The sequence below is a fragment of the Nonomuraea antimicrobica genome (assembly GCF_039536965.1).
Lineage (GTDB): Bacteria > Actinomycetota > Actinomycetes > Streptosporangiales > Streptosporangiaceae > Nonomuraea > Nonomuraea antimicrobica.
This window is the reverse complement of record NZ_BAAAZP010000102.1, coordinates 128,873-154,854: the sequence shown is the minus strand read 5'-3', so window position 1 is coordinate 154,854 and position 25,982 is coordinate 128,873. Positions and strand designations below refer to the sequence as shown.

Annotated in this window: 23 protein-coding genes; 7 read left to right on the top strand and 16 right to left on the bottom strand. The window is 70.8% G+C overall.

Annotated elements, in window-relative coordinates; genetic code table 11:
* Together ABD844_RS29435 and ABD844_RS29430 are read right to left on the bottom strand one after the other, a co-directional pair.
* Nucleotides 1-936, bottom strand: coding sequence for an aminoglycoside phosphotransferase family protein (locus tag ABD844_RS29435; protein WP_344885155.1), 936 nt, complete (start codon nucleotides 934-936; stop codon nucleotides 1-3).
* Nucleotides 937-1,065: 129 nt separating this feature from the next.
* A complete protein-coding gene (locus ABD844_RS29430) occupies nucleotides 1,066-3,345 on the bottom strand; it encodes a heavy metal translocating P-type ATPase (RefSeq protein WP_344885152.1) in 2,280 nt (759 codons plus the stop codon).
* 286 nt (nucleotides 3,346-3,631) lie between these two features.
* Here ABD844_RS29430 and ABD844_RS29425 point away from each other — a divergent pair, with 286 nt between their 5' ends.
* Nucleotides 3,632-4,309, top strand: coding sequence for a helix-turn-helix domain-containing protein (locus tag ABD844_RS29425; RefSeq protein ID WP_344885149.1), 678 nt, complete (start codon nucleotides 3,632-3,634; stop codon nucleotides 4,307-4,309).
* 75 nt (nucleotides 4,310-4,384) lie between these two features.
* Here ABD844_RS29425 and ABD844_RS29420 read toward each other — a convergent pair whose 3' ends face one another.
* Both ABD844_RS29420 and ABD844_RS29415 read right to left on the bottom strand, forming a co-directional pair.
* Entirely contained in the window at nucleotides 4,385-5,140 is a 756-nt protein-coding gene (locus tag ABD844_RS29420) for a hemerythrin domain-containing protein (protein WP_344885146.1), read from the bottom strand.
* A gap of 142 nt (nucleotides 5,141-5,282) precedes the next feature.
* Entirely contained in the window at nucleotides 5,283-6,107 is an 825-nt protein-coding gene (locus tag ABD844_RS29415; protein ID WP_344885143.1) for a helix-turn-helix domain-containing protein, read from the bottom strand.
* Nucleotides 6,108-6,457: 350 nt separating this feature from the next.
* Here ABD844_RS29415 and ABD844_RS29410 point away from each other — a divergent pair, with 350 nt between their 5' ends.
* The 3 genes from ABD844_RS29410 (at nucleotide 6,458) to ABD844_RS29400 (ending at nucleotide 8,101) form a co-directional block, all read left to right on the top strand.
* Nucleotides 6,458-6,811: a hypothetical protein gene (locus ABD844_RS29410; RefSeq protein ID WP_344885140.1), complete on the top strand. Its 354-nt coding sequence runs from the start codon at nucleotides 6,458-6,460 to the stop codon at nucleotides 6,809-6,811.
* Nucleotides 6,812-6,866: 55 nt separating this feature from the next.
* Nucleotides 6,867-7,481, top strand: a complete 615-nt coding sequence (locus ABD844_RS29405; protein ID WP_344885137.1) for an RNA polymerase sigma factor — start codon at nucleotides 6,867-6,869, stop codon at nucleotides 7,479-7,481.
* Between the two features lie 74 nt (nucleotides 7,482-7,555).
* On the top strand, nucleotides 7,556-8,101 hold the full coding sequence (locus tag ABD844_RS29400) for a hypothetical protein (RefSeq protein ID WP_344885134.1): 546 nt from the start codon (nucleotides 7,556-7,558) through the stop codon (nucleotides 8,099-8,101).
* 255 nt (nucleotides 8,102-8,356) lie between these two features.
* Here ABD844_RS29400 and ABD844_RS29395 read toward each other — a convergent pair whose 3' ends face one another.
* Both ABD844_RS29395 and ABD844_RS29390 read right to left on the bottom strand, forming a co-directional pair.
* Nucleotides 8,357-9,109, bottom strand: a complete 753-nt coding sequence (locus tag ABD844_RS29395; protein WP_344885131.1) for a hypothetical protein — start codon at nucleotides 9,107-9,109, stop codon at nucleotides 8,357-8,359.
* Nucleotides 9,110-9,271: 162 nt separating this feature from the next.
* A complete protein-coding gene (locus tag ABD844_RS29390) occupies nucleotides 9,272-12,301 on the bottom strand; it encodes an AfsR/SARP family transcriptional regulator (protein ID WP_344885128.1) in 3,030 nt (1,009 codons plus the stop codon).
* Between the two features lie 537 nt (nucleotides 12,302-12,838).
* Here ABD844_RS29390 and ABD844_RS29385 point away from each other — a divergent pair.
* The gene (locus ABD844_RS29385) at nucleotides 12,839-15,154 is read left to right on the top strand and encodes an ATP-binding protein (protein ID WP_344885263.1); all 2,316 of its coding nucleotides are present in this window, start codon (nucleotides 12,839-12,841) and stop codon (nucleotides 15,152-15,154) included.
* Between the two features lie 94 nt (nucleotides 15,155-15,248).
* Here the strand turns inward: ABD844_RS29385 and ABD844_RS29380 are convergent, their stop codons facing one another.
* Nucleotides 15,249-15,704, bottom strand: a complete 456-nt coding sequence (locus ABD844_RS29380) for a VOC family protein (RefSeq protein WP_344885125.1) — start codon at nucleotides 15,702-15,704, stop codon at nucleotides 15,249-15,251.
* 81 nt (nucleotides 15,705-15,785) lie between these two features.
* Here ABD844_RS29380 and ABD844_RS29375 point away from each other — a divergent pair, with 81 nt between their 5' ends.
* The gene (locus ABD844_RS29375) at nucleotides 15,786-16,616 is read left to right on the top strand and encodes a hypothetical protein (RefSeq protein ID WP_344885123.1); all 831 of its coding nucleotides are present in this window, start codon (nucleotides 15,786-15,788) and stop codon (nucleotides 16,614-16,616) included.
* Nucleotides 16,617-16,625: 9 nt separating this feature from the next.
* Here the strand turns inward: ABD844_RS29375 and ABD844_RS29370 are convergent, their stop codons facing one another.
* From ABD844_RS29370 to ABD844_RS29350, 5 genes are all read right to left on the bottom strand, one after another.
* The gene (locus tag ABD844_RS29370) at nucleotides 16,626-17,777 is read right to left on the bottom strand and encodes an aromatic ring-hydroxylating oxygenase subunit alpha (RefSeq protein ID WP_344885120.1); all 1,152 of its coding nucleotides are present in this window, start codon (nucleotides 17,775-17,777) and stop codon (nucleotides 16,626-16,628) included.
* Between the two features lie 126 nt (nucleotides 17,778-17,903).
* Complete coding sequence (locus ABD844_RS29365; RefSeq protein WP_344885117.1) at nucleotides 17,904-18,905, bottom strand: ABC transporter substrate-binding protein; 1,002 nt, start codon at nucleotides 18,903-18,905, stop codon at nucleotides 17,904-17,906.
* The gene (locus tag ABD844_RS29360; RefSeq protein ID WP_344885114.1) at nucleotides 18,902-19,681 is read right to left on the bottom strand and encodes an ABC transporter ATP-binding protein; all 780 of its coding nucleotides are present in this window, start codon (nucleotides 19,679-19,681) and stop codon (nucleotides 18,902-18,904) included. Before ABD844_RS29360 ends, ABD844_RS29365 begins: the two co-directional genes overlap by 4 nt.
* Nucleotides 19,678-20,772, bottom strand: a complete 1,095-nt coding sequence (locus ABD844_RS29355; protein ID WP_344885111.1) for a FecCD family ABC transporter permease — start codon at nucleotides 20,770-20,772, stop codon at nucleotides 19,678-19,680. Before ABD844_RS29355 ends, ABD844_RS29360 begins: the two co-directional genes overlap by 4 nt.
* Before the next feature lie 91 nt (nucleotides 20,773-20,863).
* On the bottom strand, nucleotides 20,864-21,406 hold the full coding sequence (locus ABD844_RS29350) for an MFS transporter (RefSeq protein WP_344885108.1): 543 nt from the start codon (nucleotides 21,404-21,406) through the stop codon (nucleotides 20,864-20,866).
* A gap of 78 nt (nucleotides 21,407-21,484) precedes the next feature.
* Between ABD844_RS29350 and ABD844_RS29345 the strand changes: the two genes are divergently transcribed.
* Complete coding sequence (locus ABD844_RS29345) at nucleotides 21,485-22,369, top strand: phosphotransferase enzyme family protein (protein ID WP_344885104.1); 885 nt, start codon at nucleotides 21,485-21,487, stop codon at nucleotides 22,367-22,369.
* A gap of 61 nt (nucleotides 22,370-22,430) precedes the next feature.
* On the opposite strand, the gene ABD844_RS29340 is transcribed toward ABD844_RS29345, so the two are convergent.
* The 4 genes from ABD844_RS29340 to ABD844_RS29325 form a co-directional block, all read right to left on the bottom strand.
* Entirely contained in the window at nucleotides 22,431-23,336 is a 906-nt protein-coding gene (locus ABD844_RS29340; protein ID WP_344885101.1) for a hypothetical protein, read from the bottom strand.
* 2 nt (nucleotides 23,337-23,338) lie between these two features.
* The gene (locus ABD844_RS29335) at nucleotides 23,339-23,938 is read right to left on the bottom strand and encodes a hypothetical protein (RefSeq protein ID WP_344885098.1); all 600 of its coding nucleotides are present in this window, start codon (nucleotides 23,936-23,938) and stop codon (nucleotides 23,339-23,341) included.
* Between the two features lie 115 nt (nucleotides 23,939-24,053).
* A complete protein-coding gene (locus tag ABD844_RS29330) occupies nucleotides 24,054-24,719 on the bottom strand; it encodes a response regulator (protein WP_344885095.1) in 666 nt (221 codons plus the stop codon).
* The gene (locus tag ABD844_RS29325) at nucleotides 24,716-25,843 is read right to left on the bottom strand and encodes a sensor histidine kinase (protein ID WP_344885092.1); all 1,128 of its coding nucleotides are present in this window, start codon (nucleotides 25,841-25,843) and stop codon (nucleotides 24,716-24,718) included. The genes ABD844_RS29330 and ABD844_RS29325 overlap by 4 nt, the downstream gene beginning before the upstream one ends.
* Nucleotides 25,844-25,982 lie beyond the last annotated feature (139 nt).

Here is a 25,982-nt window from a genome sequence, read left to right as displayed (position 1 = left end):
TTAGCGGAAGGTGGCCGGTTCTCTCCGGCGCAGCAGCGTCAGGGCGATCGCCACTTGGGCAGGTTCGAGCGTGGCCTTGCCGTCCTCGATGTCCCAAAGCGCGTTCTGCAGCACGCGGCCGAGACTCCAGCCGACCGCCCGGCTCCGGTCGAGACCGAGGACCTCGGTGAGCAGGTCGAAGCGGCGCAGCACCGCGCGAGCCACGTCACCGGTGGCCGCCACCTCCTCCCACCGGCTGTCCAGTGCCGGCAGCAACTCGAACCCCGGGTCGCCGGCCAGCGGTTCGGGGTCGATGGCCAGCCAGGGCTCCCGCTCCCCCGCCAGGACGTTGTCGTAGTGCAGATCCCAGTGCAGCAGGCGGTCGCCGGGCTCTCCGGCCAGCTCGGCCACGGCGGACGCACAGGTGCGCACCAGCCGCCGCTCCCCAGGGTCGCGCAGCACCGGCAGGGCCTGCGGGACCTGCTCCAGCATGGCCGCGGCGACGTCGGACAGTCGTCGCAGGCCCTTGGGGGCGGGAACCGAGGTCAGGCGGGCCATCAGCTCGGCCAGGATCCGCATGGCCGCGTCGTCATCGGCCACCGACGACAGCGGCCGGGCCGCGTCCAGGCGTTCCAGCAACTGCGTGCCGCTCTGCTCGTCGTAGTCGAGCAGGCGTACGATGCCGCCGCCGTCCCACGCCCGCAACCCGGGGGCGGCGCCGGCGGTCTCCTCCCGGAGCTGCTGAAGCTTGAGCACGGCGGGTGCCCCGTCGGGCTGAAGCACGGGCAGGACCAGCGAGGCCATGCCGTACGCGGCCGGGCCGTCGGGCCGCAGCTCCCAACGCTCCAGGAACTCGCCGCCGAGACGAGGCAGCTCGGCGAGCCAAGCGCGCGCCTCGGCACCGTTCGCGCCATAGGACGCGGCGAACGGATCGGGAACGTCGATGGACGTGTTCATGGAAGACATCTCCTTCGTGGGTCCAGGGTCGATCTACGACGAACGAAGGAGGTCACGGAGGCGCCCGATCACCGGGCAGGCGTCAAAGCATGCACCCACCCTACCCGGGCTCGATCGCATCCGCCCCCCTCACTCGGCCCGGCCGATCAGCGAGAAGTACGCTTCCTCCTCCTGTGCGAAGTGCAGGGTGAGCACGGCGTGCAGCCCGTACAGGCAGGCCCGCAGGTCGTCGATCTGCTCCGGCCCCGGCCCCGCCGCCCCCGCCAGCTCGACATGGCGGCCCAGCCTGCCCGCGAGCCTGTTGATCTCGGCGTGCGCCCTGCTCATGGTCACGGTCGCCTCGGGGTCGCCGAGCAGCCTGCTCATCGCCGGGTACAGATACCGCTCCTCGGCCTGCTCGTGCGGCAGGATCTCGCGGGACACCACGTCGTGGACGTGCCGCAGCAGGGGCAGCGTCGACGGCGACGGGCGATCAAGCGCGTCGGCGGCCTCACGGAGCAGCTCCAGCGCGGGCCGCAGGGCGGCGTGCTCGCGGTCGAAACGGTGCAGCAGCGCGTCGGTGGGAGCGTCCACCTGCACGCGGGTGCCCCTGACGGGGCGCAGGGCGCGCAGCGCGTTGAGGATCACCGTGACGTCGATGGCCTCCTGAAGGAGGGCGCCGGCGGCCGGCGGAATGGCGCCCAGGGCCGCCGCGACCATCGCGACCAGCGACAACCCGATCCCGGCTCCCGCGCTCTGCACCGCGATCCGCCGGGCGCGCCGGGCCACGTCCATGGCGTCGGCCAGCCGATCGAGCCGGTCGGTGGTCAGCACCACGTCGGCCGCCTGGGTGGAGGCCGCCGATCCGCGCGCCCCCATGGCCACCCCGACCTGTGCGGCGGCCAGGGCCGGTGCGTCGTTGACGCCGTCGCCGACCATGACGGTCGGCGCGCGGACGGCCTCCTCGCGGACTCCCGCCACTTTCTGCTCGGGCGTACGCTCCGCGAGCACCCGATCGATGCCGAGCACGGCCGCCACGCTCTCGGCGACCTCAGCCCGGTCGCCGGTGAGCATCACCACGCGTTCGATGCCCGACGAGCGGAGCCTGCGCAAAGTACGGCCGGCGTCCGCGCGCACCGCGTCACGAAGGAGGATCACTCCGGCGACCCCGCCGTCCACGCTCACCCAGACGGTCATCGCGCTGTCGAGCGCGGCTCTGGCCCGCTGGGCCGCCATCCACGTCGAGTCCAGCCCTCTCGGCGCCTTTCCCACCTGCACCAGCCGGCCGCCGACCGTCCCCGTCGTGCCGCTTCCGACCTCCTCGTGCACCCGCTCGGCGCCGAACCGCTCCGCGCCCCGTACTTCCGCGGCGCGGGCGATGGCGGCGGCCAGCACGTGTGAGGACATCCGATCCACCGCGGCGGCCAGCCCCAGCACGTCCCTGACGGTGAAGCCCTCGGCCGCGACGACGTCCACGACCTCGGGACACCCCTGGGTAAGGGTGCCCGTCTTGTCCAGGACGAGCGTGCGGGCGCGGCCCAGTGTCTCCAGCGCGCCGCCGCCCTTCACGACCACGCCCCGGCGTGCCGTACGCGACAGCCCCGAGGCGATCGCGGCGGGCGCCGCCAGCAGCAGCGGGCAGGGGGTGGCCACCACCAGCACCGCGACCGCCCGCACCGCCTCCCCCGACCACGCCCACGCCAGCCCCGCCAGCGCCAACGTCACGGGCAGGAACCAGGCGGCGAACCGGTCGGCCAGCCGCACCACCGGAGCGCTGTCCGCCTCGGTCTCCCGCGCCAGCCGCACCACGGCGGCGTAGCTGCTCTCCTCCGCCGTACTGGTGGCCCGCAGGTCGAAGGCCGGTCCCGCGTTGACGACGCCGCTGCGTACGTTCTCGCCGACCGGGTGCTCCACCGGCAGCGCCTCACCGGTGAGGGCCGACTCGTCCAGCATCGCCGCGGTTCTCATGATCACACCGTCGACCGGCACCATCTCCCCTGCGGGCACCAGCAGCAGATCACCCCGCGACAACGTGGAGACGTCCACTCTGCGGGGGCCGTCACGCTCGTACCGATGCGCCCAGCGGGGCGCCCGCTCGTACAGCGCGGTCAGGTCACCCCGCGCCCGGCGCATGGCGTACTGCTCCAGCGCCCGCCCGCCGGCCAGCATCACCGCGATCAGCGCACCCGCCAGGTACTCGCGTACGGCCAGCGTCCCGACCAGGGCGAGCACCGCGATCGCGTCCACCCCGAGCCGGCCCGCGCGCAGCGCCGAGAACACCCACCACGACGCCGGGACGATGGCCACGATCGTTCCCGCCGCGAGCACCACGTCGCCCCAGCCGGACAGTCCGGCCAGGCTCAGTGCGCCCCCGACGGCCAGGGCGGCCACTGTGAAGGCGAGGAAGGCCATCGACCACAGACGCTCCACACCACCAGCCTTCCCATCTGACCGGCTTCTTCCCAGGACCTTCGACCTGGCCGGACGGCCCCGCACCCGTGAGGACGCAGCGCGCCTGCGCGACGAGCGTCCCTGGCCCGGCTCCTGGCGGCTCACCTCCCGGGGCCGACGATGAGGAGATCGTCCTTGTCGAAGGTGATCTCTGGTCGATGCCGACGGTGAACGCCGTCGATCACGGTGGGCAGGGCCGGAGGTCGGTGAGGCGCGGGCCGAAGGGCTCTGTCTAGCGAAGGGGCCGATGGGTAGCTTCATGGCCATGACCAGGGAGGACACGCTCATGACAGGCAACGGGGACTTCGGGCGGCGCATCAGCCATCACCGCCACAGACTCGGCCTCACTCCGGAGCAGGTCGCCGATCGGGCCGACATGTCCGCCGGATACGTCCAGTACCTCGAAAGCCATCTGGGCATCCCTGACCCCGGAACGGTGGCCCGCCTGGCCGCCGCCCTCGAAACGACCGTCGAAGACCTGCGGGGCGGCGGCCGCGACCGGCCGCCCGGTCCCGGCCACGCCGCCCCGAACGCGGTTCTGGAGGTACTCGAACCCGAGGAGTGCCTGCGTCTGATCGCCCCTGGCGGCATCGGCCGGGTGGCGTTCAACAGCCTGGACGGGCCCACGGTGCTACCCGTGAACTACCGGCTCCACGGCGGCGCCATCGTCTTCCGCACCGCCTACGGCGGCCCCATGGACCAGGGCCTGCGCACCGGCGTGGAAGGAGTGGAGATCAAGATCGGCTTCCAGGTGGACCGGCTCGACGAGGTCCGGCGGGAGGGCTGGAGCGTCCTCGTCCAGGGCCCTGCCCACCACGTGCCGCCGGACGAGGTGGAGAAGGTCGCCGAGGCCGACGTCAGTCCGTGGGCGGGGGGCGAGCGCCACCTCTACCTCCGCATCGTGCCGCACCGGATCACCGGCCGCCGCATCCACTGCCGCTGAGCTTGCGACAAGCGATCGAGGACCGACTCCGCGAACCCCCGTGCCGAAGCGGGTCCGGGCTCGCCTCCAGTCGGGTCATACGCGGGGTGTGAACTGGTTGAGGTCGTAGATGCCGAGAGACTTCTCGATGTCGGCGACCTGTCCGACGATGCCGGTGAAGCCGACCGCGCCGAAACGGCGGTGCTCCTCGTCTTCGAACGTCTCGGCCATCTCCCTGAACTCCTTGGGCGGGATGACGTCCCGCATGGCGGGGAAGACGACGGTGTCCTCGCGGGCCTCGTGCGGCTCGTACATGCGGATGAAGGCGGCCAGGTTGGAGACCAGGTCTCGACGGGCTTGCCGGGAGAAGGGCTTGGCGGTGGCGTCCAGGATGCGTCCGGTCAGTACGCGTCCGCGCTCGTGCTGCCGGACCAGCACCGCCACGGTGCCGGTCAGCTTGCCGGCCTCGACCAGGCGTGGGAAGACGTAACGTTCTTCGAGCTGCTCGTGGTAGTCCTCGATGAAGGTGCGGATGAGGCCGGCCCCGGCGTGCAGGGGCTGGGCGGGCACCGGCTCGTCGGCGTTGATCCGCCGGATGCCCTCCCGGTAGATCAACAGGATCCGTTTGAGCACCCCGTGCTCGCGCATGAGGTCTTCCGGTGGCGTGACCGGCATCTCTTGGGCCTGCTCCGAGCTGGGTACGGGAGTGGGCGTCGCGGTGACACCGGCCCGTTGCGGGGTGCCGCACGCGGTCAGCACCGCCGAGCCGCAGGCCATGGCGACGGGCAGGCTGAGCATCTCGCGGCGGCGTACGGTCGGGGTCTCGGGGTCGTCCCGTGCTTCGTCTTTCATCGTCGACCCCGCGTTCCCCCAACCAGTCCGATACGGGCCGACTGGACCGCATCACCCCAGATGCCTGCCCGGCCGCCGGTGATCTGACGCGATAGCGGGGGTAATGCTTGCCTCTGCCCGGCGGGCCACCACGGCTGCCCGTTCAGAGGGGGCGGGCGTCGTCCTGAGCGGACACGTACCGCTCCAGCGCCGTGCCGCACGCCCAGAGCTGGTCGAAATAGCCGACGAAATAGCGCAGGAACTCGGGGCTGTCCACCCGGAACCCGCTCAACTCCTGACTGGCGACCCCGGAGAAGGCGAGAAAGGCGGCGGAGTCGTCGAAGAGCGCCATGTTGATGCCGTCCGCCTCGAGCTCCCAGCGGAGCACCCGTACGTCGTAGTTGCGGATGTCCTTGGTGTCCTCGTAATGGCGGTGCACCCAGTCGCGCATCTCCCGGTTGGAAATGCCGATGATGCGGCGCACGGACCGCGCCCCCGGCCGGCGGGCCCAGTCCAGCACCGACGCGAAATATTCGGCGGCGGCATCGCTGGTGTAATGGTCGGGTGGTCGCTGCCGCACGTAGGTGACCAGAATGCGGCTGCGTGTGGCGCGGACCCCCTCGGCCGCGTTGAGATAGAACTGCTCATTGTCCAGATACCACGCTGGGCGTACGACGCCCGACTCCGGAATGGCCACCTCGGATCCGAACGGCATTCCGTCGGCGTTGATCTCCCGGTCCGCCTGAATCCATTTCCTGCGCCATTCCGACTCGTCCCCCACACATGCCTTCACGAAGGCGCGGGTGTGCTCCCAGGACGGGAAACGGTGGCCGTTGAGAATGGCGGAGACCGTCGCGTGGGAGCAGTGCATCGCGGACGCCAGCACCTGTTGGGTCGGCTTGCCCGCCGCGCGGTGCAGATCTTGGAGCTCCAGGGCGAAGCGCTCGCGGGGAATCGAGGGGTCAAGTCGGCGTTGCGGAGACGGCATGGGGCGTGACCTCGACTGAACGGTGTCCTCACGCCATCATCGCATATCCGTTCGTTCCTGTCCGTCGTTGTCCGCAAACTTTCGCGTGTCCGTTTTGGACCGCCAGAATCGATCATCTCTCGCGCTTGTCGCCGCTTGTGGACGGGCTCCGATCCCGACCGCTAAACCTGAATCCACAGCCCGTCGGAGAGGTGGTGATCGGGATATGTAAGGCTAATCCGCTCGCCTACCCGGAAAAGAGTCGGGCCACCACTTCGGCCTAGGGCAAGGACGAGAAGTGATGGCCCGCACGGACACAGCAGGGAACTACCATGCCGCATCAGAAAAGAATACGCCATCGGGTCGTCGATTTGGCCAGGAAGCGCCCCGCGCTTTCCGGGATCGTGGTCACCGCCCTGATCGTCACGAACGGCACCGTGCTGACGGTGTGCGGCATCGCGATCGGGCTCGCCGTGGCGATCTTCCTGTGCTCCGTCTCGGCGCTGCTGTGCCGAGCCGTGCTGAAACCCGACGACCAGTGCTTCGAACGCACCGTCTACCTGCTCAAGCTGATATGCCTGTACGGCCCGCGGGTGCTCTTCGCCCAGCGTTCCAGCCGGGTCACGGACACCTGCCTGACGGCCGTCGCCGACGATCCGCCTCCGCCCCGGAGGATCCCCCACTGCCCCGAGTGCCTGCTGCACGGTGACGGCCTGAAACACTGACCGCGCCCGCAGGCTACTCATGGAACCGAATTCAACGTGCGGACACAGATGAGTCGTGAGTACTGACTTCGAGCTTTGGTCCTGCGCGGCCGAAGGGGACAGCGCGGCCTTCGGGACGTTGTTCGACAAGTACGCGCCCAATGTCTACAACCACTGCTTCCGCCGCACCGCGGACTGGTCGGCCGCCGAGGACCTCACCTCGGTGGTGTTCCTGGAGGCGTGGCGGCGGCGCGGCGAGGTGCGAATCCGCCACGAAAGCGCGCTCCCCTGGCTGCTCGGCGTGGCCAACAACGTCTTACGGAATCGGCAACGGTCGCTGCGCCGCCACAGGACGGCACTGGACCAGCTCCCGTCCCAAGCCTACGAGCCCGATCCCGCCGAGGACATCGCCGGGCGAATCGACGACGAGCACCGGATGCGCGAGATTCTGGCGATGGTGAACCGGCTGCCGGCGGCGGACCGCGAGGTGCTCGCCCTGTGCGTCTGGTCCGAGTTGACCTACGAGGAAGCGGCCGTCGCTCTGGGCATCCCGGTGGGCACGGTGCGGTCGCGACTGTCCCGGGCGCGCAGCCGCCTGAAGGACCTGCTGGGCAGGGAAGCCAAGCCGCAGCCAGGACACAGATGGAGTGAGCGCTTCTCAGCGCTCCGGACGAAGGGCGAGAAGCTGTGACAGACCAGACGCTTCCAGCAGAACGTGACCTTCCTACCGCCCGGCACTTGGCCAGAAGGGCCCACCTGCTGACCATGATCGAACAGGAAACCGCACCAGCACGGGTGGGCCCGCGCCGTCGTCGGCTGGGCTTGGCCGTCCTGGGAACCGCGGTCGCCACCGTGCTGGTGATCGGCGTCCCCGTGCTGCTGGGCCAGGGCGCCACCCCGGCGAACGCGGTGATCCGCGAACCGGACGGATCCCTCAAGATCTACGTCAGGGACTACCAGCGTCCCGAGGTGATCGAAAGCAGGCTGCGCGATCTCGACGTACGGGCGAGCGTCACCTTCCTGCCGACCGGCAAGCAGTGCAAGGAGCCCCGGGGCACGTACCTGCCGGACAATCCTGCCCTGCTCACCACAGAGCCGCCCGCAGACGGCGAGGAGGCCTATTGGAGGCTGCATCCGGAGCAGATCAAGCCGGGCCAGACCTTCGTCTACACCCTGTGGTACGAGGAACGCGGGGACAACCGCATGGCCAGCGCCAGCGTCCGGGTCGCGACCGGCGCGGTGGCGCCCTGTGAGGTCGTTCCCGGCGGGCCCGTGACGCGGGAGGGCCCCGAGGGCGGCATCGGCGGCTGATCCCGCACGCCGGTGCGGCGTGCGGTGGCAGCACGCCGCCGCGAGCTCGGGCAATCGGGCCCTTTCCGACGAGGTGCCGCGATCTCTGTGCTCTTCCTCGACACTGTGGCTCGTTTCGGGTCAAGGTGTTGTCGAGGAAGAGCAGTCCGGCTCCTGCCCAGCGCGACGAACAGGCGCGACTTGCCCGCTGACGCCCTGCGCAACGGCAAGTGAGCGTCATGCCGACGGCCGGTACGGGGCGCCGGAGGGAGCCTGCTACCTGCGCCACACCACGGGCTTGTCCCGGTAGGTGTCGTCGTCGAACTCCGCGCCCACGATCTCCACGCCCGATCGGGCACCCGTCAGCCGGCAGGTTTCGAAGGTGGCGCCGGCCTGCGCGAAGTCCTTCGGGGCCGACTCCCGCTCACAACCGTCCATGCTGCCGGTCACCACGGCGCCGGTGGGGCCGCCGGTCGCGGTGACCGGCTGCAGGTACGGCGCCGACGCGAACGACCTGTCCTCACCGTCCACGTTCGCGACGGTATAGCGGATGAAATACGGAACGATGCCCTTGGCCCGAGCCCCGAACTCCCGCTCGAGCTCGGCCGGATCGCCCTTCTCGACGGCGGTCACGGTGATCCCGATGGTGCCGTTCCTGTAGGGCAGGATCGCCTGCTCACCGATCTGGAGCCGGGTACCGGCCTTCGTCGTCTTCCCCGGCGCCGAAGCGGCCTCGTCCGAGCCGGCCTCGTCCGAACTGTCCGAAGCGGCCTCGTCCGGGCTGGTGGACGCCTGCGGGTCGCCCTCGCCCGGCCCTTCGGCGGTGGAGCTCTGGCTTGGCTGTTCGGTGGCCATGCCGGCTTCCGAAGTTTGCCGGTCGGCGGGCACGAGAGTGCCGCAGGCGGTGAGGGTCATGGTCGTCATGGCGACGGCCGTCAGGAGCATGGCACGTACGCGTGTCATGGAATGGATCACTTTCCGGTAAGTGCCGGGGGCTGCCGCGCGGGTCGTCGAGCGCGCACGGCGCATCCGCCCGCCCCCGACGGGCTTCTGGGTCGTTTGCGGTAGACCATCTTGGGGCAAGGCCCTTGAAAAGCTCTGAAAACACTCTGAAACGGCCTGACGTCTCGCATTTCAGCCCTTTTTCCGGGGCATCGGGCGTTTTGTGCGTTAGGCGTTCGTTGGTGGCTATTACAGGTGGCGTCGGATGACCTCTGGTGTCAGGGGGGTGGCGCTGGTGTCGATGGTGTGGTGCTCTTCGGGGGTGATCAGGCCGAGGCGGCGCAGGATGGAGAGCGCGTGCCGGCGCGATCGCAGGGCCTCGCCCTCGTGGCTGGTGTCGCCGACGTCGTGCAGGGCGTGCCCGAGCCCCCAGCTGATCTCGGCCTCGCGGTAGTCGCCGGCGTACCCCGCTTCCTGGTAGAGGTGCAGGGCTCGCCGGTAGTGCCCGGCCGCCTGCTGGGGCTGCCCCGCGAGCCGGTACGCCTCGGCCAGGTTGCCGATGGCGCTGACCAGGTCGGCGGTGGCATTGGTCGTCCCGAGCAGGTCGACGGCGCGGACGCCCACGTCGATCGCCTCCGTGAAGCGTCCGAGCCGTTGATAGGCCACACACAGATGGGCCAGGCGGGCGCACATGGATTCGGTGTCGCCGACGGCGCGGTCGAGGTGGAGGGCCCGCAGGTGGTGCTCGATGGCCTCGTCGAACCGGCCGGCTCCGCGGTAGGCGACGCCGAGTTGGTCGAGCACGGACGCCTGGCGGTGGAGATTGCCCAGTTCCTCCTGCGCGGTCAGGGACTGGCGCAGGTGACCGATCGCTTCGGCCCTTCTGCCCAGGCACAGCTCGCACCAGCCGAGGTCGCCGAGGGCAATGGCCTGATAGTGCGTGTCCCCGCTCTGCCGCGCGGCCTGCAGCGCCCAGGTGGCCAGCGTGAGCTGGCTGAGCCACAGCCCGTGGTTGAACAGCGACACCGCGAACACCACGGCCAGCGCCATCGCCAGGTCGGCCGAGCCGGTACGGACCATCTGCCCGACCGCGGCGACCACGTTGCCTTCCTCCTGTTCCACCCAGGCACGCATGTCCTCGGGGGTGTGCAGCGGGGTTCCCGGCTGGGCCAGGTACCGGGGTCCGATCTCGGTGCGCCAGAAGGAGGCGTGCTTGTGTCTGCGCGCCGAGGAGCGGGCGGTGGCCAGGTAGTGGTGCAGTGCCCGTTCCACGGCGGCCGTCCGGTCCTGTTCGGTGTCTTCGTCGGCCGCCCGTTCCCGGGCGAACAGGCGGAGCAGGTCGTGCTGGCGGTAGCGGTCGGGGGCGTGATTGTCCACGAGCTGGGCGTCGGAGAGGTGGTCGAGCAGGCGTTGCGCGCGCGTTTGCGGCAGGTCGGCCAGCGCGGCGGCGGCAGGCAGGCCGATGTCGTGGCCGTCGAGCAGGCTGAGCAGCCGGAACATCCGGGCCGCCGCGGGCCCGTCGGGATCGGTTTTCAGCTCCTGGTAGCTGGCGTGGAAGCTGGCGCGTACGGCCCGGTCGTCGGCGCGCAGCTCGTCCAGGCGATGTTGGGCCGTGGTCAGCCGACCGGCCAGCAGGGAGACGGGCCAGGAGGGACGGGCGTTGAGGCGTGCCGCGGCCAGGCACAGGGCCAGGGGGTGGCCGCCGCAGAGCCGGACGAGGTCGGCGGCGGCGGCGCGTTCCGCCGTGATGCGCTGCTCGCCCGCCAGTCGCGTGAGCAGGTCCAGGGCGTCCCCGTCCGGCAGCACGTCCAGCGGCACCTGCAGCACGCCGTCGAACGAGGTCAGCATCCGGCGGCTGGTGACCAGCACCGCGCAGGTGGGACTGCCGGGCAGCAGCGGCCGCACCTGGGCGGCGTCGCGGGCGTTGTCCAGGACCACGAGCAGCCGCTTGCCCTGCGTCATGGAACGGAAGCGGGCCGCGGCCTCCTCCAGATCGGCCGGTACCCCGGAGCCGGGCAGGCCGAGCGAGCGCAGGAAGCGGCCGAGCACTTCGGCCGGGTCGAGCGGGGTGGTGTGCGGGCTGGCTCCGTGAAGGTCCACATAGAGCTGACCATCGGGGTAGCGGCCCGCGAGGGCGTGTGCGGCGTGGATGGCCAGGGCGGACTTGCCGATGCCGGCGATGCCGCTGATCTGGCAGACGCGTACGTGATCGGCCGCGTCCCGGCCGAGCAGATCACGCACGAGCCTCACCTCGGCCGATCGCCCGACGAAGGCGGCGAGGTCGGCCGGCAGCTCTCTGGGCAGCGGCGCCTGCGCCGATGCGGGCGGGTGTCGATCCGGCCGCGGTTGCTTCACGGGGACGGCCGCATTCTCCCCACGCCTGACCGCGGCGGCGGCCGGGGTGTCCCTGCGCCAGACGGCGAAGGCGGACGCGGCCGGGGTGTTGCCGCGCCGGTCCGCGGCGACGGACGTGTCCTGGATGCCTTCGACGGTCAGGAGGTGCTGGTGCAGGCGTTGCAGGTCGGCTCCTGGCTCGATGCCCAGGTCCGTGACCAGCCGCTCGCGGGCCTCGCGGAAGATCCGCAGCGCGTCGGCCCGGCGTCCGTCCCGGTGCAACGCCGTCATCGCCAGCGCCACCAGCCGTTCCCGCAAGGGGTGTTCCTTGAGCAGCACCGGCAGCTCGGCGAGGGGCCCGTGCAGGTGGCCCAGACGCACGTCTATGGCGATGCGATCTTCGAGGGCGGCCAGCCGCTCCTCCTCCAGCGACGCGCCGAACGTCTCCTGCAGCCAGGAGCCGGCCACGCCGCCCAAGGGCGGCTCGTTCCACAACGTCAGCGCCTGCCTGAGCAGGTTGCCGGCGTCGAGGACGTCGTCCGGCACGTCCTCGGGCAGGCCGAGAAGGAGCGATGCGTCGTCGCCCGGCTCGCCCGCCTTGGCTCTGGCCTGCCGTACCAGGTGCCGGGCCAGATGAACGTCCACCCGTAGCGGATCGAGCTTGAGCCGGTAGCCGGGCGAAGACGTGGTCACCTCGGCGTCCGGGACGTCACGCAGGACCCTCCGTAACCGCGACACGTATCCCTGCATCGCGTTGCGGGCCGACATCGGGACCTCCTGTCCCCATACCGCTGCCGCGAGCCGGTCGAAGTGCACGGTCCGGTTCACGTTCAGCAGCAGGATCGCCAGCACGGAACGCTGCTGCGCCGCGACCGGGCCCAGCGGCGCGTTGCCCGCCCACACTCCGACGGGTCCGAGCAGGCGGAACTCCGCCTCGCCCACCATTACCCCGCGCCCTCGGATCGCATGACGAGAACCGGCCCGGGCGGGAAAGTGCTCGATGCCTGGTGGCGGCACATAGGTTCACCTGCCAATCAGTTCGGTGATGGTATCTGGTTCGGCGGGGGGGCAACCGTCCAAGAGGAACGACAAGGCGAGGGCGGGCAGCCGCTCGTCCGCTGGGTGCTTTGACCGGTCAGGTCAGGGGCGGCCGACGGGCTCCACAGAGTCGAGACGTCGGCGCGCTGGGGGGTGGGCGGGCAGCGTCGTCCAGTGGGCCGCCGGTGTCTTCTTCGCCCGCGAGCCGCTGGGCGCGACCGTCATCGCCTTCCGGCCGGAAACTTCAAGCCGTTCCGATGGCCGCAAGCATGCAGAACAAACGTGGTGCCTCCCCGAGATTCCCCGTCGAACCAGGACCCGCCGGCGGACGTCCGCGACGTCGGTGCCGATCAGTTCCTGTGGATTAGACTGATCAACCTTCGCGAACAGATCAAGTCAATTAGCCGTCAAGTCACCATCAATTCCGGAGTGACCGCAGAGATTATGCGTAATCCTGACACGTCCTCGCATTCCGGCCGACAGGGTCTGCTCTCCACCTTGGTGCGGACGCTTCGGGAGCAAGCCCTTCTGACCCAGGAAGAGCTGGCACAGCGGTCGGGCTTGAGCGTGGGCACGATTCGCGGCCTGGAGTCCGGCCGAATCCAGCGGCCGCGGATCGGGTCGGTACGAATGCTGGCGAACGCGCTCTCCGTCTCGGAATCCGAGCTCTCCGCTCTGGTCGCGGCCCCGAAGCCGGTCGGCAGCGGCCGGGCCAGGGCGGCTGCGAGCACGGCGGTGCCGGCGCAGCAGCTACCGGCGGCCGTCGCCGGCTTCACCGGCCGGGCGGAGGCGCTAACGCTCCTGGACCGGACGCTTGCCCCCGAGACGTCGTACCAGCTCGTGATCACGGGCACCGCGGGGGTCGGCAAGACGTCGCTGGCGGTGCACTGGGCGCATCGGGTCCGCGACAGGTTCCCCGACGGGCAGTTGTACGTGAACCTGCGCGGATTCGACCCGAGCGGATCACCGGTCACCCCGGCCGAGGCGATCCGCGGATTTCTCGACGCGCTGCAGGTGTCCCCGCAACGGATCCCCGGCGCGGTCGACGCGCAGGCCGCGCTCTACCGCAGCCTGCTCGCCGATCGTCGCATGCTGGTGTTGCTGGACAACGCACGCGACGCCGAGCAGGTCCGCCCGCTGCTCCCCGGCTCGCCAGGCAACGTCGTCATCGTGACGAGCCGTAACCAGCTCTCCAGCCTGGTCGCCGCGGAAGGCGCTCACCTGCTGGCCCTGGACCTGTTGTCCGGCACCGAGGCGAAGGAGCTGTTGACCCTGCGCCTGGGCGCGGAGCGAGCGGTCGCCGAACCCGCGGCGCTCGACGAGTTGGTCGCCATGTGCGCCCGTCTGCCGCTGGCCCTGGCCGTCGTCGCCGCGCGTGCCGCCGTTCATCGCGGTTTCTCCCTCGCCGACCTGGTCCGCCAACTGCGCGAAACGCGTGACCAACTGGACGCCTTCACCGGGGACGCCTCGATCACCGACGTCCGTGCGGTGTTCTCGTGGTCGTACAACACGCTCAGTCCTGCGGCGGCGCGGCTGTTTCGGCTGCTCGGGCTGCACCCGGGGCCGGAGCTCGCGGTCGCGGCGGTGGCCAGCCTCGCCGCACTGCCTCAGGCGCAGGTGCGCGGGCTGCTCGCCGAACTCGCCCGCGTCCACCTGATCATGGAGCACGCTCCGGGCAGGTACGTCTTCCACGACCTGCTGTCCGCCTACGCCGCCGAACTCGCCCACACCGCCGAACCGGCCGGCGAACGGAGTGCGGCCAGGCACCGCCTGTTCGACCACTATCTGCACACCGCCCACGCCGCCGCCCTGCTGGTGATGCCGAACCGCAGACCGTTGGATCCTCCTGCGCCCGTCCCAGGAGTCACCCCGGAGCTCCTGGCGGACTACGCGGCGGCCATGACCTGGTTGTCCACCGAATCCAGCCAGGTGCTCGCCGCGTTCAACCCGGCCGCTGACACCGGATTCCCGCGCCACGCCTGGCAGCTCGCCTGGACCATGGACGACTTCCTCGACCGGCAGGGACGCTGGCCCGACCTGGCCGCCGCGCACACTACCGGCCTGTCGGCGGCGACCCGGGCGGGCGACCAGTCCGGACGGGCCTACGCCCACAGAGGTCTCGCCCGTGCCTTCATCAAGCTGGGCCGCCTCGACGAGGCGAACCTCCACCTGGTCAGTGCCCTCGAGCACTTCACCGACCACGATGACCTCATCGGCCAGGCCGAGACCACCCGGACCCTCGCCTGGGTCCTGTGGTCGCTGGGCCACCGCCAGGAAGGACTCCGTCAGGCGGAGGCCACCCTCACCCTGTACGTACTGAGCGGATACCGGATCGGGCAGGCCCGCGCACTCAACAATCTCGGGTGGCTGTACGCCCAGCTCGGCAGCTACGACAAGGGCCGTACCCACTGCGAGCAGGCGCTCGCCCTGCAACGCGAGATCGGTGACCGGCGCGGCGAGGCCGCCACCTGGGACAGCCTCGGATACGTCCGCCGTCACCTCGGCCATCACCAGGAGGCGATCACCTGTTACGAGAACGCCGCCGCCCTGCTCGGGGACTTCGACGACCGCCACGAGCTGGCCGACGCGCTGACGAACATGGGCGACAGCCACCTCGCCGCCGGCCAGGCCGACGCGGCACGGGACGCCTGGAGACGAGCCCTGGACATCCTCACCGACCTCGGCCATACGGATGCCGACGGCGTACGCGCGAGAATCCAGCGTCTCGGGGACAACGGCAGTGAACCCGTGGACCGCTGATCGAGGCTCCAACGCCACCTCCTTTCGCGTGGGCACACGCTCTCACAGCGGTCTGAATCGACCCTGATCCGTCGCTGAAACGCCTCGCTCCCGCTCAGGAAAGCCACTCCCGCAGTCCGGCGAGCAGGCCGAGTTCCGACTCGATGCGCTGCCGGTCGCCGGCGGTGAGCTCCAGCGCGCGCAGATCGGCGATCCACGGTTCGGCGGGCTCGCCGAGCACCGTGGCCAGGTCGATGAGGTGGCACAGGGCGAGGCCCCGCTCGACCGCAGGGGCATTCGCACCGTGCCGGCGCACCGCGGACTTGAGCGCGCGGAACGCCTGCCGGTCATCGTTCTTGAACTCGCGCAGGATCCGGGCGTTGTCGAGCGCGCGGGCCAGGCCGGTCAGCTTCTTCGAGCCGCCGTACTCCAGTTCGTCCGGCTCGTCGCGCCCACTCCACCGCAGCGCCAGGTAGACGTACGGCTTGCGCTGCTTGTAGGTCGCCTCGAACCCCAGCGCCTCGTAGAACGCCAGCGTCTCCTCCACCAACACGCACGGCAGCACCGGCACCGCACACCCGGGTGTGGACGGGACAGGAACGCCGTTCTACGTTCCTCGATATGAGGCACATCACACGGAAGGGGCCTCGCCATGAAGGTGGCACTGCTCGATCACACCGGCTACGGCCGTGACGACTACTCTCGCCAGGCCTGGATCACCAGGATCAACGAGAACGTCACCGCTCAGCGCAACATCGCGACCTTCCACTTCGTGTCCCGGCCTGGGCTGGACGGCGAGGCACCCGAACGCGCCCCCTTCATGCGCTCGGAAACCAGCACGGGCGTCGGGACGTACACGCTGGTCGGGGGCCGGGTCCAACGAGAGTTACGGCTGAACCTCAGCCACTCCGAGCACCAGTTCATCGAGGACACCACCTACGGCATCCGCTCGATGATGAGCGCTGGAACGTTCCCGAGCCAATACGTCGTCGACTGGGTTTACACCGAACGCCCTGCCTGCCCCGATGTGTGGTGGGGCGGGTCCAAGCTGTTCGACGGCTGCATGTCCGAGCTCCTGAAGATCGAACGCCTCCAGCGCAGCCGCCAGTGGGACAACCCCACGACCGACAAGTACGGGACTCGCACCGACCTCGAGATCACCGTCTACAGCACCTTCGACGGCGCGTCCGACATCAAGAAGACCTCCGTGTTCAGCCCCATCTACCACGAGGCCCTCGACCGGCTCGTCGAGGAGCTCACCGACCTCTTCGAGCGGGCCTACGCGGCCGAGCCGGGCGACGACTACGACACCCGGATGTTCGACAGCTCCTCCGATCGGGCCAGAGAGCTCGCCAAGAAGGAACTGCCCGACTGGAACGACTACGTACTGAAGAGCGGGGACGCCAGAACCTTCCGCACGGAGCTACGCGAGTACTCGGCCGAAATCCTGCAGCGCGTACGCATCGACCTCAAACTCAAGTAACCCGACGGTTCATCGGGTGCGGGGTCGTTCGAGGTGCTGTCGGTAGGCGTCCAGGACGAGGCCGTGGAAATGGTGGAGCGCGTGTTCCGACAGCCCGGACCCGTCGGGGTCGTAGACGATCTTGCCCTGGGTGAACGCGGGGGTGCGCATCCCGCGCTGGACGCTCTCCACCAAGGCGATGTCCTCCGCCTGGAGAACCTGGTCGATGTAGCGGATGCTGTCCAGCTCGACCTCGTTGGGCTGGGCGGTCTCCAGGTAGAAGTCCCAGATCTCGCGGGTGCGTTCCGGGCCGTCGGGGATGATCTGCAGCACCATGAAGTTTCCGCGACCGGGGTAGCGCAGCAGGCAGGTGTTGGGCCACAGCCACCAGACCGCGTGCTCGGTGACCGTCGCGCCCGACACGTCGTAGGCGGAGTTGTCCGTCTTGCCCGCCTGGGCCATGTGGCTGGAGTAGATCCCGTACGTGGTGACCTGGTAGGTGCTCATGTCGACCAGGGACACGAAGTCCTTGTGGGCCACGTGGCAGTGGTAGCACTCCAGGAAGTTGTCGACGACGTTCTTCCAGTTGGAGGCGATGTCGTAGGTGAGCCGGCGGGCGAGGGTGAGCTCGGACACGTCCGGCGCCCGCGCCTCGATCTCCGCCTCCAGGCCCCCGGCCTGCTCCGACAGAGGGGGCGCGTCTGGGGCGAGGTTGACGTAGACCATGCCGCCGAACTCGGTGACCTGGATCTGGTCCAGGCAGACGGTGGAGGGGTCGAAGCCGGGCATGCCGCCGGTGTTGCGCGCTCGTCTCAACCGGCCGGTCAGGTCGAAGCTCCAGGCGTGGTACGGGCACACGATGCTGCGCCGGGCCCCGGAACCGGACAGCAGCTCGTGCGCCCGGTGCTTGCACACGTTGTAGAACGCCCGCAGCGTGCCTGACTCGTCCCGGACGGCGGCGATCGGCATCCCGGCCACCGTGCCCGTCACGTAGCTGCCCGCCTCCCGCAGCTTCTCCACGTGACACAGCCACTGCCAGGTACGAGCGAAGATCGCCCGCTGGTCGACGTCGAACCACTTCTGATCCGTGTAGGCGTCGGCGTGCAAGGACATCGACAGCGCGGGATCGGGGTCGTATCCGGCGGAGATGTGATCGATGGCGGGGATCGGATCGGGTGTCACCGTACCTCCGATGCGGGCACGCAGCGGATGCGTGCCCTGGGCGGGTGTCGAGCGAGCCAGCGTTGCCTCATTGAGGCTAATGATCCTTTTGGTGGGGATTCAAGGGCCCGCTCGTCCGGGGTGGGTTCATCGGCCGATGGAGCGGAGGTAGGCGCTGAGGTCTTCGGCGCCCTTGACGTTGCGTGGGCCGCTGACGGCCTCCCCGTACGACATGACCAGGTAACGGTCCTCCTGCACCGCCGGTACGGACCTCATCTGCGGCAGCGACTCCAGGTAGGCGATCTTCTCCTTGGCGGGCCGGTCGGCGTAGTCGATGATCACGATGACGTTGGGCCTGGCCTCGACCACGGGCTCCCACCCGACCGTGGTCCAGCCCTTGTCCAGTTGGGCGAAGATGTTCGTGCCGCCCGCCGCGGCGATGAGGTCGTTCGGGGCGGCGTGGCGTCCGGCGGTGTAGGGCTGGTCGGCGCCGGAGTCGTAGACGAACACCTTGGCGGGGGCGCCGCCGCTGGGCCAGGTCCGCTTCAGCGCGGCGATGCGCGCCTTGAGCTCGGTGACGAGCTGCTCGGCCCGCTGCTCGACGCCGAAGATCCGGCCCAGGTTCCGCAGGTCGGTGTAGAGCGCCTCCAGCGGCGGCACGTCCAGGCCCTTGTCCCCGTAGCCCCAGCAGGTCTCGGTGTGCAGGTAGCTGGCGATGCCGACCTGTTGGAGCAGGGCCGGGGTGATGCCGCGTTCCTCGCTGAAGCCGGCGTTCCAGCCGGCCAGCACCCAGTCCGCCTTGGCGGCGACGACGAGTTCGCGGGTGATGCGTTCGTTGCCGAGGCGTTCGACCTTGGTGTAGGCGTCCTTCCAGGGGGATCCGGCGATGGAGGGGTCGCTGAGGGTGTTCATGACGTAGCCGCGCATGCGGTCGGCCAGGCCCAGGGCGAACATCTTCTCTGCACCGCTGACGTCGTAGGCGACCGGGCGGCTCGGGCGGGTGTAGGTGACGTTCTGGCCGCAGTTGGAGATGGTGACGGTCGTGGGCGCGCCGGTGGCGGCCGGTCGTACGGTGGCGCCGCAGCCGGTCGCCAGCAGGGCCGGCAGGGCGAGCAGCGCCGGCAGGAGGAACGGTCTGACGCGGATCATGAGCGGGTTCCTTCATCGAGGTCGTAGAGGAGTTGGCGGGCGCCGGTGCGTGGGTGCTCCACGACCGTCACCTCGACGCCGAAGACGTCGCGGATCAGCTCCGGGGTGAGGACCTCGGCCGGGGTGCCGGTGGCGACGAGCCGTCCGGCGCGCAGCACGGCGATGCGGTCGCAGACGGCGGCGGCGAGGTTGAGGTCGTGCAATGCGGCGAGCACGGTCAGGCCGCAGCCGCGCAGGAAGGACAGCAGGGCGATCTGGTGGCGTACGTCCAGGTGGTTGGTGGGCTCGTCCAGGACCAGCACGCGCGGCTCCTGGACCAGGGCGCGGGCGACGAGCACCCGTTGCCGTTCCCCGCCCGACAGCGTCAGCACGCTGCGGTCGGCCAGGTGGGCGACGTCCATCCGCCGCATGGCCGCGCGGCACAGCTCGCGTTCGCGGGCGTCCAGCGGCCGGTTGCCGCGCACGTGGGGGGCGCGGCCGAGGCCGACCACCTCCTCGACCGTGAAGTCCAGCTCGGCGTGGGCGTCCTGGGTGAGTGCGGCGATGGAGCGGGCGCTCTCGCGCAGCTTGAGCGAGGTCAGGTCGGCGCCCTCCAGCAACACCGCGCCTGAGGTCGGCCGCAGCGCGCGGTAGACACAGCGCAGCGCGGTGGACTTGCCGCTGCCGTTCGGGCCGATGACACCGGCGATCTGGCCGTCGCCCACGTCGAGATCGAGCCGCTCGATCAGCGCCCGTCCGGCCCGCTCCACCGACAGCGCACGCAGGGAGAGGATCACTTGCCACCTCCGAACAGGTAACCGCGACGCCGGATCAGCACCACGAAGACCGGTACGCCCACCAGCGCCGTCAGGACGCCGAGCGGCAGTTCCTCCGGCGCGAACAACGTCCGGGCGAGCAGGTCGACCCAGACCATGAAGACCGCGCCCGCCACGGGAGCCACCGCCAGCACGCGCCGGTGCGAGGAGCCGACCACCATCCGCACCATGTGCGGCAGCACCAGCCCGACGAACGCGATCGCCCCGCTGACCGCGACGATCAGCCCCGTCGCCATCGCGGTGAGCAGGAACAACCCCCTGCGTACGGCCGCCGCGTCCGTGCCTAGGCTGGCGGCGGTCTCGTCACCCAGCGACAGGACGTCGAGCGCCCTCGCGTGGCGCATCAGGAGCACGATGGTGACGAGCACGCCCACGGTCACCGGCGGCAATGACTGCCAGGTCGCCGACCCGAGGCTGCCCAGCAGCCAGAACAGCACCGTACGGGCGGCCTGCCCGTTCGGCGACAGGAACACCAGCACGCTCATCAGCGCCTGGAACCCGTACGCCAGCGCCACCCCGATGAGCACCAGCCGCAGCGGCGTCATCCCGAGCGGCCCGCGCGCCGCCAGGTAGACCAGCGCCGTCGCGCCCAGCGCGCCCAGGAAGGCCGCCACCGACAGCGCGTACACGCCCAGGCTCGCGAACAGCCCGAACACCACCACGGCCGTCGCCCCCACCGAGGCCCCGGACGAGACGCCCAGGACGAACGGGTCGGCCAGCGCGTTGCGCACCAGCGCCTGGATCGCCACGCCCACGACGCTGAGCCCCGCCCCCACCACGGCCGCGAGCAGCACGCGCGGGGCGCGGACGTTCCACACGATGGAGTAGCCGGTGACCTCGTCCGCTCCGATGCCGCCGCCGGTGAGGGCGGCGAGCAGATAGCGGACGACATCGCCCAGCGGCACGACCGCCGGGCCGAGCGCGATGCCGGCCAGCACGGACACCACCAGCCCGGCCGACAACACCAGCAAGATCAGTGCCAGCCGTGCTCGGCCGGCCTCGGATAAACGGACAGAGCGGGACGGAGCAGCCGAGAGCACATCCCTCGCCATGAGGGTCCCTTTCGCGCATGCGGCAGCCGTGACGGCCGCCTGAGGTCGTCAGGAAACGCGGAAACACCCGCCAGGACGAGCGAGGGCGGGATCAGGCGTGCGGCGGGCCTCTCCGGACCACGGCGTGGGACAGCCACAACGGAACGGCCTCGGCCGGTGTCCGCTCAGGCGCGACCGGGCCGGGCTGCGCCCACACCACCGGGACGGTGTGGCGGTACACGTACCAGACCACGTGCGCGGCCACCTGGCGCAGCAACGCCCACAGCGCGACCTCGCCCCGGTCGAGCCACCACGCGGTCAGCAGCGTCGCCACCGCGTGCACGAGCACCATGCCGACGCCCTGCGAGAGATCGCCGTGCCCGGTGTGGGCGTCGAGGACGAGATCGCGGTACGCCGAGGTGAACAGCAGGTGCGAGACGACCTGCCCGGCCGCGAGCAAGGTCATGATGACCGCGAACGGGCGCTCCCTGCCGGTGGCGGGGAAGCCGATCACCAGCCCGACCGCCAGCGCCGCCGCGAACGTCTGGGCGGTCACCATGCCGCCGGCCAGCAGGTGCGCGGCCGATGCCAGCCCGGCGCACCCCACGGCGAACACCGCCGAGCGGGCCAGGCGCACCATCATGTCAGCGGGCATCCCCCACATCATGGCACGAAGGGCCCGCCCACCACGATCCTCCCCTGGCCCGCACCGGGGGGCGCATAGGCTGGTGAGGTGATCTACGTCAGCACGCCCCTCACCCCCGAGATCCGACGGGCCGCCGCCGCGGCCTGGGGCGTCGAGGGGGAAGCGGAGCGCCTGTACGGAGGGGAGGAGTCGGCGGCCTACCGGCTCGGCGGCCACGTGATCAGGATCGGCCCCGAGGGGCGCACCGTCGCCGAGTCCGAGTGGTGCCACGCCGTCGCCAGGCACGCCGCCGCCGCCCTCCCCGAGGCCGTCGCACCGCTGCCCGCCCCCGGCGGCGTCTCCGTCATCACGGTGGCGGGCCGCCCGATCTCCTGCTGGCCGTACGTCGCGGGCTCCTGGCCCGGCTCCGACGTCCCCGCCGTACGCGTGGCGGGCGCCCGGCTGCTGGCCCGCCTGCACAGGGCGCTGGCGACGTACGACCCCGGCCCGCGCCCGGTGCCCGCCTTCCAGGAGTCCGGCCTGTACGGCACGCCGCCCGCCGACGCCGCCGAGCTGGCCGACCCCGATCTCGACCGCTGGCTGGCCGACTTCCACGCGCGCGACCCCGTACGCCATCCGCTGCACGGTGACTTCTACACCGGCAACGTCCTGGCCAGGGACGGTCGGCTCGTGGCGGTCCTCGACTGGGACGAGGCCCTGGTCGGCCCGCCCGAGCTGGAGCTGGCCGCCGCGGCCCTGGAATGGGGCGACGACGTGAAGGGGCAGCGCGAGGAGTTCGTGGCCGCCTACCACGACGCGGGCGGCACCGCCGGCCTGCTGGACTCGGAGGCGCTCGCCCAGTTCGTCCGGCACAAGCTGCGCAGGGAGTACGCCTACTTCCGCAAGGCCGAGCGCGCCGGGGTGCGGCACGACGAGGAGGACCTCGAATACCACCGCCTCAGGGTCGAGCTGTTCCACCGGCTGCGCCCCTGACGGCAGGCGGCCGTCCTCCCCGCCGGTCCGCGCCGTCCCCCGGTCACGGCCCGGTGGGCGTTCAGCAGGAGGAGGAGTCCACTGCGGTCCCCTCGGCGCAGGCCGCGGCGACCAGGGTCGCGCGCAGGGCCGTCAGGCTGGGCGGCATGGTGGTCGTCGGTTCGGTGCCTCCCGCGGGTACCGACGTCGCCGTGGCCGACGGCTTGCTCGACGGCTTGCCCGTCGGCGTGTAGCAGGGTTCGACGAGGTCGTCGCAGGTCGGCGAGGGAGAGGGCTCGGTCTCGCCGTCCTCGGAGACGTAGGTGTACCCGAGGAGCTGCGCCGCGCGCTGACCGTCCATGAGCGGCGCGATCACGGGGCTGCCCGCCGCCTCCTCGACGAAGAGCCCTTCGCCGATCGGGATGTGGACGGAGCGGGCGTAGGCCAGTTGGGCGGGGTCGGTGACGGGGCGGCCGAGGAGCTGCTGCCGGTCCGCCAGGTTGTGGACGAACATCAGGCCCGTGCCCGCCGTGCCGACGGACTCCTTCAGCTCGGCGAGCGAGGTCGTGGCCGGCTGCTCGACCTGCACTCGGATCTTGCCGTCGGTGTAGCCCTGACCGAGCTGGCCGGCCAGCACCTTGTCCACGCGCACCACCAGGCCGGCGTAGCGCATGGCCGCGTCCGCGCTGTCGTAGGGCACGACGGCCGAGCCGCCCTCCGAGTCGTCGGAGGCGAAGGCGATGCCGGGTTCGATGTCCACCACCGTGCCCTGAACGAGTGCCCCGGCGGCCCTGAAGGCACCGGAGTCGGGGGCTCCTGGGACGATGTCGGCCACCGAGTCGAACAGGTAGTCCCCGTCGGACACGCTGGCCCCGTAGCGCAGCGTCCCCCAGAACGAGGGTTCCGAGCGGTTGAGCAGCGTGCCGACGAGGGTGCCGGTGGCGATGGCGGCGACCAGGGTGAGGACCACCGCGAGGCGCTTCCGCACGGTCACCACGCCCCGTTGACGTGCGAGCGGTCGTGGCTGCTGTAGGTCGGGGTGGTGGAGGTGCCCTGCTTCAGGCAGGAGGTCAGGTTGGTGTGCCCGAGGCCGATGGCGTGCCCGATCTCGTGGCAGGCCGTCTTCTTGCGGATGGCCGTGGTCTTCATGTCCGCCAGGTCGAAGCGGAGTTCGGCGCGGTCGCACAGGTACTCGCCGCCGACCTGGGCGACGACCCTGACGCACTTGGTCGAACCGGTGATGTTGACGCCCGTGCTCGAACCGTCCCAGTCCTTGCCCCAGTAGTCGGTGTAGTACGCGTCGTACATCACCAGGTCGGTGTGCGTGCCGGCGGGGCTGTCGTAACCGCCGATCCTCAGGTCGGTCTGGTAGTCGAGGTTGGCCATGCCGTAGTCGGCGGCGGCGATCATGTTGCTGGTGAGGGTGGAACCGTTCCAGTAGACGTCACGGTTGTCGGTCTTGGGACAGCACCAGGAGGGGTGGTAGATGTAGAACCCAAACGTGTTGGCCACCACTGGTCCGGCGGCCGTGAGCCCGGCCGAGAGTGACGCCACGATGGCGAACACCAGAGCGAGTGCTAACTTGCGCATGAATGAGCAATCTAGGCATTCCCCGGGTGGCCGAAAAGATTGAAAAGGTGAATCGACCCGCAACAGGGGATGCACAACGGCTGACGCCGGCGATGGGCCTGCCGGGCGGGCCCCGCTAGGCGCCCGCGCCGGGCACCACCAGGCCCGACTCGTACGCGAGCACCACCAACTGGGCCCTGTCGCGCACGCCGAGCTTGGTCATCGACCGGCTCACGTGGGTCTTGGCGGTGGCCACGCTGATCACGAGGTGCTCGGCGATCTCGTCGTTCGACAGGCCCCTGGCGACCAGGGTCACGATCTCGCGTTCGCGGCCGGTCAGCGGGTCGAGCGCGCGGGTGGGCAGGGGGCGGGGCGGGGTGCTGACGTACTCCTCGATCAGGCGGCGCGTCACCGAGGGTGACAACAGCGCGTCGCCGCGCGCGGCCACGCGCACCGACTGCAGCAGGTCGCCCGGCTCGATGTCCTTCAGCAGGAAGCCGCTGGCCCCGGCCCTCAGGGCGGCGAAGACGTACTCGTCGAGGGCGTAGTTGGTGAGGATCACCACGCGTACGCCGTCCAGCTCGCGGGTGGCGCCGATCCTGCGGGTGGCCTGGATGCCGTCCATCAGCGGCATGCGCACGTCGAGCAGCGCCACGTCGGGCCGCAGGCGCGCGGCCAGCTCCACGGCCTGCGCGCCGTCGCCCGCCTCCCCCACCACGGCGATGTCGTCGGTCAGCTCCAGCAGGGCCCGGAACCCGGCCCTGATCAGCGGCTGGTCGTCGGCCAGCAGCACCCTGATCACGCCGGGACCGGCCCGGTCGGCAGCTCGGCGCGCACGGCGAAGCCGCCGCTCTCGCCCGGGCCCGCCGTCACCGAGCCGCCGACGGCGACCGCGCGCTCGCGCATCCCGATCAACCCCATCCCCGGCCCGGGTGTGCCCGGCTCGCCGTCGTTCTCCACCCGCAGGACGACTTTCGCGTGATCGTATTCGACGGTCACCGTGACCGCCGCCGCCGTGCCCGCGTGCCGCAGCACGTTGGTGAGCGCCTCCTGAACGATCCGGTACGCGGCCCGGTCCGCCTCGGCCGCCAGCGCGTACGGCTCGCCGACGACGGTGTGCGAGACCCGCAGCCCCGCCCGCTCGGCCCGGGACACCAACCGGGGCAGCCCCGACAACCCGGCCTCTGGCTCCTCCAGTTGGCGCAGCACACCCAGCGAGGCGCGCAGCTCGTTCATCGCCTCCCGCCCTGACTCCTTGATCGCGGCCAGCGCCTCCCTCGCCCGGTCCGGATGGCGGTCGAACAGCTCCACGGCCAGCGCCGCCTGCACGTTGACCACCGAGATGCTGTGGGTGAGCGAGTCGTGGAGCTCCTGGGCGATCCACAGCCGCTCCTCGCCGGCCCGGCGCAGCGCGGCCTCCTCCCGGGTGCGCTCGGCCTCCTCGGCCCGCTGCTCCACCGCCCGCAGGTACGCCCGCCGCGCCCTGACCACCTCGCCGACCACCACCATGGCCACCAGCCAGCCGCTCAGCAGCGTCATCCAGTTCCCGGCCGCGGGGTCGTCGGCGGCCAGCGCCATGATCGCGTACACCGGCACGGCCAGCCCGGCCGCCAGCCAGATCGCGGCCCTGCGGCGGCCGAGCGAGGCCAGCGTGTAGATCGCGGCCAGCGCGGGCCCCGCGGTGAACACACCCGGGTAGCGGGCCCCGTAGTAGACGATCGCGCAGGCCGCCGCGACGGCCCCGGCCGCCAGCGGGCTGGTGCGCCGGAAGGCGAGCGAGAGCGCCGCGATCGTGATCAGCGTCAGGCCGGCGGGGTCGAGGGGCCGTTCGAAGGGGCCGGTCCACGACAGGTTGCCGTACGTGCCGCCCACGATCGCCGCCAGGGCGCCCACGGCGACCAGCGTGTCCACCTTCCGGCTGTCCATTCCCACAAGGTAGGCGAAAGTGCCCAGAACGGACGTCATCCCGTGGTCGTACGTTCGTGGGCCTGAGCGGCCCGCGTACGTCCCCGGGCGTACGCGGGGAGGCCGTCCGGGGCGGGATGTCTCCCGGGGGCCGTCCCGG

Coding starts and splice junctions, on each gene's coding strand:
- ABD844_RS29435 (WP_344885155.1), bottom strand. CDS start 936: ATGAACACGTCCATCGACGTTCCCGATCCGTTCGCCGCGTCCTATGGC.
- ABD844_RS29425 (WP_344885149.1), top strand. CDS start 3,632: ATGACCAGGGAGGACACGCTCATGACAGGCAACGGGGACTTCGGGCGG.
- ABD844_RS29420 (WP_344885146.1), bottom strand. CDS start 5,140: ATGAAAGACGAAGCACGGGACGACCCCGAGACCCCGACCGTACGCCGC.
- ABD844_RS29415 (WP_344885143.1), bottom strand. CDS start 6,107: ATGCCGTCTCCGCAACGCCGACTTGACCCCTCGATTCCCCGCGAGCGC.
- ABD844_RS29400 (WP_344885134.1), top strand. CDS start 7,556: ATGATCGAACAGGAAACCGCACCAGCACGGGTGGGCCCGCGCCGTCGT.
- ABD844_RS29395 (WP_344885131.1), bottom strand. CDS start 9,109: ATGCGCCGTGCGCGCTCGACGACCCGCGCGGCAGCCCCCGGCACTTAC.
- ABD844_RS29390 (WP_344885128.1), bottom strand. CDS start 12,301: ATGGTGGGCGAGGCGGAGTTCCGCCTGCTCGGACCCGTCGGAGTGTGG.
- ABD844_RS29385 (WP_344885263.1), top strand. CDS start 12,839: ATGCGTAATCCTGACACGTCCTCGCATTCCGGCCGACAGGGTCTGCTC.
- ABD844_RS29375 (WP_344885123.1), top strand. CDS start 15,786: ATGAAGGTGGCACTGCTCGATCACACCGGCTACGGCCGTGACGACTAC.
- ABD844_RS29365 (WP_344885117.1), bottom strand. CDS start 18,905: ATGATCCGCGTCAGACCGTTCCTCCTGCCGGCGCTGCTCGCCCTGCCG.
- ABD844_RS29355 (WP_344885111.1), bottom strand. CDS start 20,772: ATGGCGAGGGATGTGCTCTCGGCTGCTCCGTCCCGCTCTGTCCGTTTA.
- ABD844_RS29350 (WP_344885108.1), bottom strand. CDS start 21,406: ATGCCCGCTGACATGATGGTGCGCCTGGCCCGCTCGGCGGTGTTCGCC.
- ABD844_RS29335 (WP_344885098.1), bottom strand. CDS start 23,938: ATGCGCAAGTTAGCACTCGCTCTGGTGTTCGCCATCGTGGCGTCACTC.
- ABD844_RS29325 (WP_344885092.1), bottom strand. CDS start 25,843: ATGGACAGCCGGAAGGTGGACACGCTGGTCGCCGTGGGCGCCCTGGCG.